The organism is Paenarthrobacter sp. GQ52 (assembly GCF_059759005.1).
This window is the reverse complement of the sequence record NZ_JCAXEJ010000017.1, coordinates 52,285-64,852: the sequence shown is the minus strand read 5'-3', so window position 1 is coordinate 64,852 and position 12,568 is coordinate 52,285. Positions and strand designations below refer to the sequence as shown.

Here is a 12,568-nt window from a genome sequence, read left to right as displayed (position 1 = left end):
CCGGGCACCAATCCGACGTCAACTACTTCGTGTCGGCTTTGGCCACTGCCGGCTTGGCCGAGCGGCTGCGGAAGAACGCAGCGCCGCCCAAGCCCAAGCCCGCAATGCCGGCGATCAGGCCGGCCCAGCTGCGCGCCTGCGAGCCGTCGTCCGTTACGGCGGAGGCCGGCTCGGTGGATTCCGTCGTTGCAGCGTGTTGGTCGCCTGCAGCATCGGCCGGAGTGATGGTGACCGACGGTGCAGGGGCCTTCAGATCGTGCGGGTCCTGTCCTTCCTTGGCGACTTCAGACCAATCGGTCTGGCCCTGTTCGCAGGTCTGCAGCGTGGGGAAGTAGATCGTCTTGCCTGCTGCGTCCGGCAACTTCACTGACAAGACCAGCGCGTCGCGCAAGTGTGGATCCAAGGGTGTTTTGGCCGTGTACACGATCTGGCTTGTGCGCTTGGTGATGGAGGTGCCGTCATCCAGCTTCTTGGGCTCCGCGAGGGTCTCCGTGACCTTCTCCACGGTCCAGTTGGGGTTGACCGTGGGCTGGGCGTCGTTCAGTTCCTCGGGGAGTGAAATGGCAACTTTGGTGGTGCCGAAGGTGTCGCAGCCGTGAGGGATTCCGAAGGTCACCAGCGCGTACGAGTTGGCCGCGGTCTTGTTCGGATCGGCCGAAACGTGCGCGGATGCTCCGGCCAGGCCGGCCATCATCAGGACAGCGGTTCCACCGGCGACGGCGGTTGCGGAAAGGGTGCGGCGAGTCGAGGTTTTCATGGGAATTGCCTTTCGGGGGCGCCGGCTATATTCGGCGCGGGGTACGGGTATGGAGCCCGTCACCATGCAAAAAGGCTTGCTGTTGCGGCGCGCAATTTGTCGCGCGCAGGTGCCGGGCGGAACTAGGTAAGTACGACGACGGCGGGCGGGCCGCGGCGGCTGTCTTGCCTAAGGTTCCGCCAAGGGCGGGGGATGAAGACGTCGGGTGCGCCTACTGCGGCAGGCGAGGCGCCGGCGTCGGGCCTGAACACCAACGTGGGCAGGGCGAGCAGCGGACGCAGCCAGGCGGCGAGCTGCCACAAGGCATCTTCGCCCTTTGCCAGGATGACGGCAGACACAATGGTGGCCAGGACGTGGCCCACAAACATCATGGTGCCAAAGGCTGTGCCGAGCTCATGGGTGTGTGTCACCGAAATGTCCAGCCCGGTGCTGAAGGCTTCGCCACCGAGGTGGTGGTTTGATTCCTGCTGGCTGACAGCTATCGGGCTCAAGGCCGTGAAGGCTTCGTGAAGTGCCAACTGCCCGGCGCCCAAGAGTCCCGCCATGGTGAAAAAGTTCAACTTGAAGCGGGTAGCGAGCGTGGCAGCCAAGGTTGTCAGCGCAACGAGCGCCAGCAGGACCGGTGCGCTGGGAAGTTCTCCGCCACCCACGAGGTGGGCCACTGCAGCGAGGAGAACCACCACAATCGAGATGGCGCCCGACCGCAACGCATGAAAGGGCACCCGGGACTGCGATGTGCGCACGGGCCCTCCCTCAACTGTTGCTGCTTGATTATCGGCGTCTTGATTCTATCGGGAGTTCGGTGCCGGGCAGGACCCGGATGGGTGCCTATGTGGATAGCTCCGCTTAACGACTCGAGGAGCGAACGAAAGTTGGCTTCGGTGGCTCGGGCACATTGGCTGCGGACCCGGAACGTCGACGGCGGAGCTCAAGTTTCAGGCTTTCCTCACCGCGAGCCATGGCCCAGTGATGATTGGCAGAGAAGGCCGGTTTGAAGAGCCAACTCAGACGGCGAAGCAAGGGCTTGGTGGCACTGACCCGCCAGTCGTAGGTGATGACTACCTCCGGACCGTCGGTCTCGAATGTCCATCGGCCCGTGCCGTTGAGGTCGCCTTCGGCTGTGAGCGCGAAGCCGTCGAGGGTCACGGGTTCGGTGATAGTGAGTCGCCAACGCAAGGTGTATGGGAGCCAGCCCTTGGTATGAAGGTCAAAGCATGCACCAACTCCATCCGGTCCGCCTTGGTCTACGGGCGTGACCGTGAGGTAGACGGAGGGCCACCACTGTTTGAGAGCCGCGGCGTCGCCCAGGACGTCCACTACTTCCTCGCGTGTGCCCGCCACCCGCCACACCGTGACGAACGCGTAGTCGGTGCTTTTCTGTGTGCGCTTGGTCATTGATGCCCCTCAAAGCTTCAGCCACTGGTTTTCAGGAGGTCTCTCATGTCGAAGAGTGCTTCCAGCGGGGCGGCTGTATCCGTTAAGGGCGCAACAGGGCCTCCACCGCAGTCTTCGATGTGCCGGGAGTAGCGCTCCTCATCGCCTTCCCGCACCACGATTTTCGAGGCAGTACCACCTGCACAGCCAGGTTTCTGCGTTTTGATGTCTTTCGTCCGTTCCGGCAGGCTGCGAACCAGATCCGTTACCTTGGTCCACGTCTCAGCCGACACTGCAGAACTCTCCTGACGAAGGACGTCGCCGTAAGAATCCACAGTGATGGTGGCCTGCGTGCTGGAGGCCTTGATCACGTAGCTGCGATGGTATTCGGGTGGGACGGAACTGTCTCGAAACGTGTATTCGACTGACGTTCTCGCGGGGTCCACTTCAAGCGGCTTGGCGGCGGAGCAGCCCACAGTCAGTCCAACTGAGACGGCAGCGATAGCAGTCATTGTGATGCGGCAACGCATAATTCCCCCTTGGTAGGCGGGTTTCATTAGCCCGGTCGTGTTCAATCTAATCTTCTCCCACCCTGTAAAATCCGAATTACCGTGCATTTGCCGGTGCTTTGGGGAGCAACTTTGGGGGCGTTAGACAGGCTAGCGTCGCAGTTTTAGCTCGCACTCATTGCCAGAGCACAAAGGCAATCCACTCGCATCAAACCCACTTGTGTTTAGCCGCGCCTAAAAGCGCGGCGTTTGAAAGGGCCCTCATGAGTCAAGATCAGCCTGGCTACACGCCACCACCCGTGCCCCAGGGCTACCAGCCGCCTGCACCCCAGGGGTACCAGGCGCCGCCGGCGTTCGGTCAGCAGCCGCAGGAGGGTTTCCAGCAGCCGTACGGCCAGCCTTTCCAGCCGCCTCAGGGATACCCGCAGCAATTCCAGGCGCCTACCACGCCGCCCAAGTCCTTCCTTGTGACGTGGCTCCTGGCATTGCTGGTGGGCGTCTTCGGCGTTGACCGCTTCTACCTTGGCAAGATCGGCACCGGTATTGCCAAGCTTCTTACCTTTGGTGGCCTCGGAATTTGGGCATTGGTGGACCTCATCCTGGTTCTGGCCAACAAGCAGACTGATAAGTGTCGTCGCCCGCTGGAGGGCTACGACCGGCACAAGCTGGTCGCCCTCATCGTTTCCGCTGTAGTGATCCTTGCCAGCATCGCGTTCAACGTAAGCCAGGGCATCGCAACAACCGCAGCCCTCACTGCCCCGGTAACTGCTCCGTCTGTTGAACCTGTCACCAAGTCAACCCCGACGCCCGCACCTGCGGACGATGTGGAAACCAACAGCCGTGGAAACCTCGTGATGGCCTTTGGCGATATCGGTACCATCAGTGACGGCAAGAGCGGCGACGTCCACACCAAGTTCACCGTCAACAGCATCACGCCGGTCACTTGCACCGAACCGTATGCTCGTCCCTCCGAGAATGGCAACGTGGTGGCGGTTGATATCACGGTTGAGACCACGCCTGAGTTGGCTCAGTCTGCCTACCCGAAGTTCACCTTGAGCGGTTTCGACTTCAAGTACATTGCAGCCAACGGCACCACCTTCAATGGCTCCCTTGCCAGTATCGCGACGTATTCGTGCATTCCTGACGCAGAGCAGTTCCCCAGCGCTGGCATGGGACCCGGCGAGAAAGTCACCGGAAAAGTTGTGCTGGACGTGCCAGCGGCCACCGGGCTTCTGGTTTTCGAGTCCGGCCTCAAGGGTGGCTTTGAGTACAAGTTCTAATCTCGTTCGCTGAGGGCCAGGATCTCAGTTCTTAGCACTTGGCGGAATCACTCCGTCATTGCAAGAGATCCACCGGAACAAGTCCGCTGATGGCTGCGTATCAGATCAATCTCGCTCTGATATGCAGCCATCAGCGGACCACACGGTACACGCCAGATGGCGCTACATCCCGGCGTCCAACGGCAGTTAACTACCAAGCTCGCGACATGCCGGATTGGGCCGATGTCGCAAGGCGCCATGCCCCGGGGACGTAGCGCTCGAAGGCCACTCCGACCACATCGTTACGGTCAGCAGGCGGTAGGGCAAGGCGTCCAAATTGTGAGATGTTTGCCGCTCCGCCGCTGTCGAGCAAAACGGCGTCGCAACACCCCGCTTCGAGAAGTGCCGTAGTCATATCCGCTGAGGTTGCGCCCAAGATGTCAAAACCAGGCTCGATGGAGCGAGGCTCACAGCCCTCGGCAACGAGCACGCACACGTCTCCCGCAGACGTAAGTCCGACGGCGGCCCTGCCACGCGGCTCGTCCACAATCTTCTCAACTGTCAGAGCCACTGGCGGTACAGCCTCGTGGCCGAACTCCTCTGTCGGGCGGTACACCTCGTGCCCGTCGGCAACCTCACGGGCGACGTCGATGGGTTCAGAGCCGCGAAGCACGGTGGGCCCCACTTGAGTACCTGATAAGACGCGGGAACCAGCCAGTTCGAGGTCATAAATTACCCAAGCACTGTCTCCAACCTCCTCAAACAAACGCTTGGCAGATGGAACTGGAACGAGAAGGACGAGCCCATTGGCGGGGCAGGGTGTGCTCTGGCGACTAATCTGGACCACTTGGCGCCCGTACAGTGTCAGCCCGACGAATCCCGGGGGCACTGGGACGGCGGCGTCAGCACCCCGTGCCCGTGTAAGGACGTGAACCTCGCCTGCAGCGGCGGCGAGGCAGTCAACTGAACGAACACACCGGCAGGCAGCCCTTTCGCCGTGGATGACAAGTCCCCCGGGGAGGGTGATGGTGAGGTCACACACGTCCACCTGACTTATGATCATTTTGTCCCTGCCGGAGGCATCCAGCACCCTCAGCAGCGCCGAGCGTGAGGCCGTGGGCGGCGACGTAATCACGCCGTCAACCACCTCCAGTCCGATCGGGTCGCCGCTACTGGCAAATCCGTCGGCGAACTCTTCCTCCAGCCAGATGTAGTAGCCGCTGTTGAAGCACAGGCCGTAGCTGGCCCCGAACTCCGAAATCCGCCCCAGCCGACTACTGACAGGCACCGCGCAGGAGACCTCCGGATCCCGCCTGTCCGGACTCCGAAAATCATGGCGCCCCGATGGTACAAGCGCCCAGCGGCGCTGGGCGACCAGCGATGCTGTGACGGCAGCAATATTGGGAACGTTGCTTGTTGGTACACCACCTTCCTCCAGGAGATCGCCTCCGGCGGCAGCCGAAAGCAGTTGTTGTCGCAGACGGACCTGGGGAGCAATCCAGGTCGAATCGTTGATTTCAACCAGGGCAGTGTCCCGTGCGCTGGTCCACCCCAAAACACTACGACGCTGAGGAGCCTGTCGACCGAAGAACGCAAGCTCCCCGGCAATCTCTGCGGTGACACCGCGCTGCTTGGGTGACCAAGCCTGCACGTACGCCAAGTCGGCTACGTCCGCCGCCGAAACACGCCCCAGCCAGGCAGAGCCAACCGTCATTGCGCCAAGAGCCGGTGCTGAAGGGCTGCGAAGCTGAGCGCTGTAAACGTGTGAGGCTCATTCTGCATCATCTCTATCAGCGCTTCCTGATCGATCCATTGCACTTCACGAGATCCGTCGCCAGTCGAGTGGGGCAACCCGGAGGCCAGGACGTCCACAATCGCCAGGAGTGAGGGATACGGCCCCTGGAGCATCTGTACCAGCTGAATCGCTTCGCTGACCTGTACTCTGTCCCCCAGCAGCTCGTGGTCGGTCTGGCTGACCTGCACCTCCACCTCGCTGAGGCCGGTTTCTTCCTCCACCTCACGCTCGGCGCATGCGGCCAAAGGCTCGAAGGCGCGCCATTTACCGCCCGGCAACTCCCAACGTCCGCTGTTTACCGGATCTGATTCGGGCTTCCACCGTTGCTGCAGCAGGATGCGACTTGGGTTGTGGCGGTCGCGAACCAGCGCATAGACGTTGGTGAGTACTAGCTGCTCAACCATGATTTCTCCATTTCGTTCCGATGTACCTGTGCAGAAGTAGATCTCTCAGACGGACCTGTCCAGAGGGCAACCAGACCATGGAGTCAGGCCCATAACCACAAAGCAGCTCGCGACACAGGCCGCAGGGCGGCATGATCTCCACATCGCGGGTCTCCTCCGGACGAGGATGACGCACCGTCATCATGGCGACGGGTTTGGCCCCACGGGCAATGGTTTGTGCCAGTGCACCATTCTCGGCACAAGTCGATGCACGACCCACCTCAGCCTCTACGTGAACGCCGGTGGCCAACTCCCCGTCATCGCCGAGCATCGCGCATCCGAGTTGATGCCGCGATGGCCGGTAAACACCCGTGATTGCCGCGCTCGCCTCTCTGTAGAGAGTTCGTTCGAGCTCTTTCAGAGCTACCGCCCCGGCCTGAGCCGGATACGGAGCAGCGGGCAAGTCTCTCAGCAGAGTCTCGGCGCTGGCCTCGAGATCTGCGAGCGATCCAGCAGTGTCCACATAGAGGTCGGCGGTAGGTTCCTGAGCTTTGAGCTCCACGCCCGCCGAGTCCGGATTCTCCGTTAGATCATCACGGGCCTGCAAGCGGGCAAGCCTAAGTTCTTCTGGTGCCCGCACCAGCACTACGGTGAAGCCGGCGTCGCGCAACTCATCCAAGTCCACAGGTCGGGCATCGCTTATGACAACCGATCGTTCGCTCGAGAGTGCCTGTAACCAGTCCGCTCGTTCAATCACCCGCCGCGTTAGTGCCTGTGGATCGCGCTGACGGATGTGCCCGCCCAGGAAGGACAGCAGCTCACCGTCCTGTCCGAGCTCGTGATGAGGAACACCCATCCGATCGAAAAGCGCAGCCTGTGCCGCATAGAGCGGTCTCGCCATACTGAGCTGCAACCAGTGACCATCCGTTGCCTTCAAAGCGGCGGCCAAAGAGGTTTTTCCCGCTCCCGGCCGCCCTACCAGAGCAACTCTTGCGGTCATGAGGCCCGGGCCACGAATACGACGTTCACCTTGGACAACCGAAAGAACCCCTGCTGGTCGATAATCTCCTCGACCCGCCGTTGCACGTCGAGGAACAGTGCTGTGAACTGCTCCTCGCTGACGCTATCCCCGGCGACCTTCTCCAAACCTGCGTACCGGTGACCCGAGGCATAGAACTCCATGAAGGGCCGTGCTTCGTCGAAGCGTAACCAGTCCTCATAGGGGTGCTCAGCCACGTGGGGAAACTCCTGCTCCAGTATGGCCCTGCCGTTATGCGGTGACAGGGTGCCGCGTCGGCCTTTCGGCGCACGCTCGATAACGTCTGCGGGAATGCCCACCGCGTGCATCGCCTCTTCATGCAGCTGGTACATTTCGGGCATCGAGTCCAGACCCTCAACAGTCACTACGGTCAGCCCGTCCTCGGCGGTGGCCCTTCGCAACTGGCTCACCATCTGAGCCGGGTTATCAATGTAGTGAAAGAGGAAATTGGCCATGACGCAGTCGAACTGCGTCTCGATCAGGGTATCCAATTGCCGGGCGTCGCCATTGATGTAATCCACCGGAACCCAAGTGAAGTTCACATTCTCCTTCGCGACGTTGAGGATCTCCGCCGACTGGTCTATAGCTGTGATATTCCCGGGATAGCGCATTCGCGACGCGACATCCCGCAAGACAAATCCGTTGCCGCACCCGACGTCGAGGACCGCCTCAGTACCGTCGAGATCAAGACAGGCCAAGGTATGGTCCACAAGGGTACGGGGGTTGGTTCGGTAGCGATTATGCGTCAACTGCTGGATCGCCAGTGGTTGATCGGTGCTGAAATGGCTGCGGAGGTAGTCATCTCCCAGCACAGACATCCAGTAACGGGCACGTTCCTCATTGTCAACGGTTTGATTTGTCATCAACGGTGTTCTCCTCGGTTCCTGTTGTGGTGAAATCGCGGTAGGCCTGTGAGGCCATTGGCGCTTTGGCAAGGCTGTATTTGCCGTCGTAAAGTTCGATCCTTCCTCTCGGAACCCAATAGGTGACTTGTGCAATCCGCATGTGGGGGTACACGCGCAGCGGCAGAACCGAGTGCAGTTGAAAGGTGGTAGGACCGTGCGATCCCAGGTCGATCAGATCAGCTGTCACGTGGACGAACAGGCCAAGGCGAGCGATGCTTGATTTTGCTCGTACTATCGGCACGTAATGGTCGCTGCCGACGTGCTCGATGCTGCCACCCAGGTAGATGCGGTCCGGCTGCAGGACCACGCCGTCAGGGCCGATTGTGATCTTGTCCACCGGGTTATCCTGCGCAACATCAAGCAGTCGGTCGCGATACACGAGGAGCTGAGGTGCCAATCGCAAGTCGTAGCTGTTGGGATTGACTTGGTTCGCCGCAAAGGGCGCAATTCGAATCGTCCCGTCGCGTACTTCCTGCTCGATCGCAGGTCCTGTGAGAATCATCGGTCGAACGCCTTCCTCATCGTGGTGGCCGAGGGCACAGTGGGCGGGGACAACGTCCCTAGAAGTCCCTCGTACAGGGACACGTCTCCGAGTGGAACCCAGAACGAGACCTGCCCACACGCCATCCCTGGATACACACGCAGAGGTTGAACGACGGTGATCTCGAGAGTCCACTGGTGTGACGCGCCTAGGTTGCCCAGGTCTGCAGACAGTTGCAGATACATCCCAAGTCGGCCAAGGCTGGATCGACCGATCAGTGAAGGGACGTAACAAGAACTCCCGATGCGTTCTACGGTGTTGCCAATGTAGAGCTGCCGCGGCTGTAGAACCAGACCTTCTGCAGGAATGACGACTTCCTCGGGCGACGGCGGACGCAGGGAGTCGTGAACACCCGGCGGGTAGACGCGCAACGTAGGGCCTAGGTGGTAGTTGTAGCTGTTCGGGTTGAGCATCGCAGATTCGAAGGGGGAGATAGTGATATTGCCTCCCTCTACTTGGGTGCGGATCTCGTTGGCGGTGAGAATCATGAGGTGAGCCTCCGTTGAATGCTCCGGCCAACGGCGTAGACGCCCATCACTGACAGCGCTGAGGCTCCGACGATGACGGCCACGCGTGCCGTGTCCCCCCAACCGCTGGTAAGTATGAATGCGCAGAGAGATGAGATCAGAGCTCGGAGCAAGATGGCGTCGGCAACATAGCGCGTCTCCCGGCCCTCGGCTTGGTCGGCCTCGGAAGCAGCGGCCATAAACTGACCGTAGAGCGTGGAGGACCCTAGCCCGAGCAGAAGCGCTCCCGCGACGAAAGCGACGGTGCTGCCCCCGAGCAGCCATGTCAACGCACCGAGACTGAGTACTAAGAAGGTTCCGCCAGCCCGCATCCAATCGCTTATCCGGATTGCCCAGACGCTATCAGAGGCCAGCGCCGTTGCCAGAGCGGCGGCCACCGCCAGCGCAGCCGACGTAGAAGCGAGGGTCCCCGCCGCGCCCCCCGCCTCCCGCACAATTAGAGGTAAGACGGTTCGTAGTGGATCGGCAAATGCGGCAAGTACGAGCAAAGTGAGCAGCGGCAGCGACCGAACACTTATCAGCAAACCTCCTTGGTTCGGTTTCCAAGAGTCGTCTGCGTTGGCTCGCGCGGGGCTGGCCTCGGCGCAGTGTGATTCCTCCGGCAACGTGGCCGCGGTAAGGGGGTACCGACGTGTACCCCAACCGACGACGGCGGCCGCCGCCGCATTCGTTGCCATGTTTAGGCATGGCAGCAACCAGAGGAGTGAAGCGCTGCTGACGAAGATTGAGCCGACCAGGGGCCCGACAGCCGCCGCGAACTGGAACGCCGCGCTGTCGGCCATCAGACGCCGTGATCGTCCTGCCGGGTCGCCTCCCCACCGGGCCACAATTGTGACCCAAGATGGCCCGTTCAGGCCGCCCGCAAAAGTCGTGATACCGGCGAGCACCACAATGCCGACAGCATCATGAAAGCTGGGTTCGGGCGTTGCCTTCCCGGCGATCCAAACTCCAAGGCCAGCCAATCCGAGCCCCTCGAGCAGGAGCAGCAAGAGAGTGCTGCGCCGCAGTCCGAGCCAGTTAACGACCAGCGGATTGAGACGGGTGCCGAGCATGAGTGTGGCCAGGAATACGCCTTGATTCACTCCGAGGAGGAGAGTGGGTAGCGAGGGCGTGCTCAAGAGCCAAATGACAATAAACGTGTTCGTGCTGGTGCAGACGTTCGACGCAGCCTGCGTGATCACCAAGGGCACAAAGCCGCGGTCGCGAATCTTCATCGTTTGAGGGCGAGCAGCTGACGGGCCAACTTTCCGCCTAGTTGCTCTTCAATGCTCAGATCTGGATCGCCGTAGGTAAGCACCCAGTTTGGATGGTCCTCGGGACCGGTACCAGGTACGTTCTCAGTGCAATCAAGACCAAGAAGGTCTGGGTAGTAGATGCTGACGAGCTCTGGTCGTGAGGAGAACGCAAAAGTATAGATCGAGAGCAGCGCGTCCTCGACATCATTGTTTGGTCCAACCCCAAACTCGGCGAGGTCGCTGAATCGCTGCTTCTCCGCCTGCGTGAGGTCCCTTCCCAACCGACCAATGCTGTCCAGTAGGCGTAAATCCTCGCCGGTGATGAAACAGGCCGTGGAACTCGTGTCGTGGAAGGCAATCAGCAACATCGATTGCTCACGGCCTTCGGTGGTGAGACCTGTCCGTAGCGATCCGTCGCTGCCGCGGGTCCACCAAACTACATCGGTGCCGTACACGCCACTCTCAGCAAGCACTTCGCGCAAACCGTCTGGAACATTGCCGAGATCCTCCCCGACCACCAACTTTCCCCGGTCAACGAGCTCGCGGATGGATTCCATTTGGGCCCCAACATCGAAGTGGACGTAGGTCCCGGCCCCGTCCGGGAGGCGTGCCCATAGTCGTTGTATTCCCAACACGTGGTCTATGCGGACGCCCCCGACCGGTACCACGGCGGTGGCTAAAGCCAACGTCTGAGCGCAGGGACGGTGTTGATCACCATGCGGCACGGGAAAGGCGAGTCGCCAATTCTGTCCATCTGGAACGTAGTCGTCCGGTGGGGTACCGATGCTCAATGTACGGGAATAGCACCCAGGGAAAACTTCGTGGTCGATCCCGTCTTGAGAGGCACCAACCTGAAGATCTGCAATAATTCCGATATCCATGCCGGCCGCGCGGAGCTCCTCGTGAGCAGCAGTGAGTTCACCCAGGACAACGTGCTGTAACCAAACCAGGAATTCGACGTGTTGCTTTTCGTCAAGCGTGCCGAAGTAGTGTGCAGCGACACCTCTTTCTTGTAGGTACTGCACGAGTGCGGAGGCCAGCATGCCATCCGATGAGTGTGGATCAATCCCGGATACCGGGGGCTCGTAATGCGCAAAGATGAGTCGCAATGCCTCGGCCTTGAGTTTCAATACATCCAAGTCATCGCGACTTGCCGCGGAGCCTGCATTTAGTTGAGCACCGCGGCGGGATAGCTCCTTGCGGTCAGCTGGCGGGATTGAGGACCATCCGGCCACGGTCGTCACCTCAACATGCAGCAGGCTATACAGCAGGCGACTCACCGGTGAGTAGGGAGAAGGATCAAGTCCACCATCAGGAAGTATCGACTCCCAGTTGGTAGGGCCGATGGCCACGAAGTCGGCGCCATGCGTGACCACCTCCTGTCCCAGACGAACGAGAGATCCGTAGTCGCCGATTCCCCACGTGGAATCGTCAACGAGGGGAGCCAACTGCAGGTGCACACCCCATCGTCGACGTCGTGCCAATGGCGGGTCGTCAGCTTTGGGCCCCAAGTCAAAGGGCGTGATGTCACTACAGGCATCATTGAGCAATTGGCTTACGGTGTGCTGCACCGCAACGGGTACCTCGACTTGATCACCGTAGCGGTTCTCATATTCCCTCTGTACCGCGGATTCAGGAATCACCAGTGAGTCTCCGTCCACTTCGCGGGCCAGGCATGATGCCGACGGCGTGACGAACAGTAAGGGGCGGTGTGCGAATCCACATAGACGGGAAGAACTGCCGTTGCACCTGCTCTCGCTTTAAGCCGGTGTGGTCCCTCACGCCTATCATGTCGCTCCTACCCGTTGACGAAAGCCATGAAACCCTTCTGAGGAAGGCTAGGAGAGCTTTACTGGGTTAGTCAATGGAATTGACTAACTTTTGATATGACACTCTCATATCCAAAAAAGCATGTACACTTCGGTTCCCTGATCCCCGTTGGGAGTGGCGGGACTGAGTGGTAAACCGTTCGAGGAAATCGAGGCTGGGGTGCGGGGGGCGCGTCTCTGGCCGTGGGCGCTCGACGTCAGTGCGCTACTCGCGCCCGGCATTAGTGGTGACGTTGCTGAATGGCTACTGGACCTGATTCCGGCAAAGCAAAAGGCCCTGCTTCCCTCATAAACAAAGGGAAGCAGGGCCTTTCTCATTGGCGGTGACGGTGGGATTTGAACCCACGTTGGCTTTTACACCAAACAACATTTCGAGTGTTGCACCTTCGGCCGCTCGGACACGTCACCAACTGAA

General features: G+C 60.5%; 13 protein-coding genes and 1 tRNA gene. 1 reads left to right on the top strand and 13 read right to left on the bottom strand.

The window, feature by feature from the left end; genetic code table 11:
• Window positions 1-22: 22 nt before the first annotated feature.
• From AC6CH8_RS18235 to AC6CH8_RS18220, 4 genes are all read right to left on the bottom strand, one after another.
• Window positions 23-757, bottom strand: a complete 735-nt coding sequence (locus tag AC6CH8_RS18235; protein WP_420180141.1) for a YcnI family copper-binding membrane protein — start codon at window positions 755-757, stop codon at window positions 23-25.
• A 122-nt stretch (window positions 758-879) separates the two neighbouring features.
• Window positions 880-1,500, bottom strand: coding sequence for a hypothetical protein (locus AC6CH8_RS18230; protein ID WP_498191756.1), 621 nt, complete (start codon window positions 1,498-1,500; stop codon window positions 880-882).
• A 103-nt stretch (window positions 1,501-1,603) separates the two neighbouring features.
• Window positions 1,604-2,152, bottom strand: coding sequence for an SRPBCC family protein (locus tag AC6CH8_RS18225; protein WP_498191755.1), 549 nt, complete (start codon window positions 2,150-2,152; stop codon window positions 1,604-1,606).
• Window positions 2,153-2,169: 17 nt separating this feature from the next.
• A complete protein-coding gene (locus AC6CH8_RS18220; protein WP_498191754.1) occupies window positions 2,170-2,643 on the bottom strand; it encodes a hypothetical protein in 474 nt (157 codons plus the stop codon).
• Window positions 2,644-2,903: 260 nt separating this feature from the next.
• Here AC6CH8_RS18220 and AC6CH8_RS18215 point away from each other — a divergent pair, with 260 nt between their 5' ends.
• Window positions 2,904-3,920, top strand: a complete 1,017-nt coding sequence (locus AC6CH8_RS18215; protein ID WP_498191753.1) for a TM2 domain-containing protein — start codon at window positions 2,904-2,906, stop codon at window positions 3,918-3,920.
• A 190-nt stretch (window positions 3,921-4,110) separates the two neighbouring features.
• Here AC6CH8_RS18215 and AC6CH8_RS18210 read toward each other — a convergent pair whose 3' ends face one another.
• From AC6CH8_RS18210 to AC6CH8_RS18170, 9 genes are all read right to left on the bottom strand, one after another.
• Complete coding sequence (locus tag AC6CH8_RS18210) at window positions 4,111-5,613, bottom strand: hypothetical protein (protein ID WP_498191752.1); 1,503 nt, start codon at window positions 5,611-5,613, stop codon at window positions 4,111-4,113.
• Window positions 5,610-6,098, bottom strand: coding sequence for an NUDIX hydrolase (locus AC6CH8_RS18205; RefSeq protein ID WP_309075171.1), 489 nt, complete (start codon window positions 6,096-6,098; stop codon window positions 5,610-5,612). The genes AC6CH8_RS18210 and AC6CH8_RS18205 overlap by 4 nt, the downstream gene beginning before the upstream one ends.
• Complete coding sequence (locus tag AC6CH8_RS18200; RefSeq protein ID WP_498191751.1) at window positions 6,091-7,026, bottom strand: hypothetical protein; 936 nt, start codon at window positions 7,024-7,026, stop codon at window positions 6,091-6,093. The genes AC6CH8_RS18205 and AC6CH8_RS18200 overlap by 8 nt, the downstream gene beginning before the upstream one ends.
• Window positions 7,027-7,073: 47 nt before the next feature.
• A complete protein-coding gene (locus tag AC6CH8_RS18195) occupies window positions 7,074-7,979 on the bottom strand; it encodes a class I SAM-dependent methyltransferase (protein ID WP_309075173.1) in 906 nt (301 codons plus the stop codon).
• Window positions 7,960-8,523 carry a dCTP deaminase gene (locus AC6CH8_RS18190; RefSeq protein WP_309075174.1) on the bottom strand — a complete coding sequence of 188 codons (564 nt, stop codon included), beginning with the start codon at window positions 8,521-8,523 and terminating at the stop codon, window positions 7,960-7,962. Before AC6CH8_RS18190 ends, AC6CH8_RS18195 begins: the two co-directional genes overlap by 20 nt.
• On the bottom strand, window positions 8,520-9,050 hold the full coding sequence (locus AC6CH8_RS18185; protein ID WP_309075175.1) for a dCTP deaminase: 531 nt from the start codon (window positions 9,048-9,050) through the stop codon (window positions 8,520-8,522). The genes AC6CH8_RS18190 and AC6CH8_RS18185 overlap by 4 nt, the downstream gene beginning before the upstream one ends.
• A complete protein-coding gene (locus AC6CH8_RS18180) occupies window positions 9,047-10,303 on the bottom strand; it encodes a hypothetical protein (RefSeq protein WP_498191750.1) in 1,257 nt (418 codons plus the stop codon). Before AC6CH8_RS18180 ends, AC6CH8_RS18185 begins: the two co-directional genes overlap by 4 nt.
• Window positions 10,300-11,967, bottom strand: a complete 1,668-nt coding sequence (locus AC6CH8_RS18175) for a 4-alpha-glucanotransferase (protein WP_498191749.1) — start codon at window positions 11,965-11,967, stop codon at window positions 10,300-10,302. The genes AC6CH8_RS18180 and AC6CH8_RS18175 overlap by 4 nt, the downstream gene beginning before the upstream one ends.
• Window positions 11,968-12,471: 504 nt before the next feature.
• A tRNA-Ser gene (locus AC6CH8_RS18170) sits at window positions 12,472-12,561 on the bottom strand.
• Between the last annotated feature and the right edge of the window lie 7 nt (window positions 12,562-12,568).

Bases quoted from the DNA above. Each gene is read 5' to 3' on its own strand.
- AC6CH8_RS18235 (WP_420180141.1), bottom strand. From the start codon at position 757: ATGAAAACCTCGACTCGCCGCACCCTTTCCGCAACCGCCGTCGCCGGT.
- AC6CH8_RS18180 (WP_498191750.1), bottom strand. From the start codon at position 10,303: ATGAAGATTCGCGACCGCGGCTTTGTGCCCTTGGTGATCACGCAGGCT.
- AC6CH8_RS18205 (WP_309075171.1), bottom strand. From the start codon at position 6,098: ATGGTTGAGCAGCTAGTACTCACCAACGTCTATGCGCTGGTTCGCGAC.
- AC6CH8_RS18215 (WP_498191753.1), top strand. From the start codon at position 2,904: ATGAGTCAAGATCAGCCTGGCTACACGCCACCACCCGTGCCCCAGGGC.
- AC6CH8_RS18210 (WP_498191752.1), bottom strand. From the start codon at position 5,613: ATGACGGTTGGCTCTGCCTGGCTGGGGCGTGTTTCGGCGGCGGACGTA.
- AC6CH8_RS18220 (WP_498191754.1), bottom strand. From the start codon at position 2,643: ATGACTGCTATCGCTGCCGTCTCAGTTGGACTGACTGTGGGCTGCTCC.
- AC6CH8_RS18185 (WP_309075175.1), bottom strand. From the start codon at position 9,050: ATGATTCTCACCGCCAACGAGATCCGCACCCAAGTAGAGGGAGGCAAT.
- AC6CH8_RS18195 (WP_309075173.1), bottom strand. From the start codon at position 7,979: ATGACAAATCAAACCGTTGACAATGAGGAACGTGCCCGTTACTGGATG.
- AC6CH8_RS18225 (WP_498191755.1), bottom strand. From the start codon at position 2,152: ATGACCAAGCGCACACAGAAAAGCACCGACTACGCGTTCGTCACGGTG.
- AC6CH8_RS18190 (WP_309075174.1), bottom strand. From the start codon at position 8,523: ATGATTCTCACAGGACCTGCGATCGAGCAGGAAGTACGCGACGGGACG.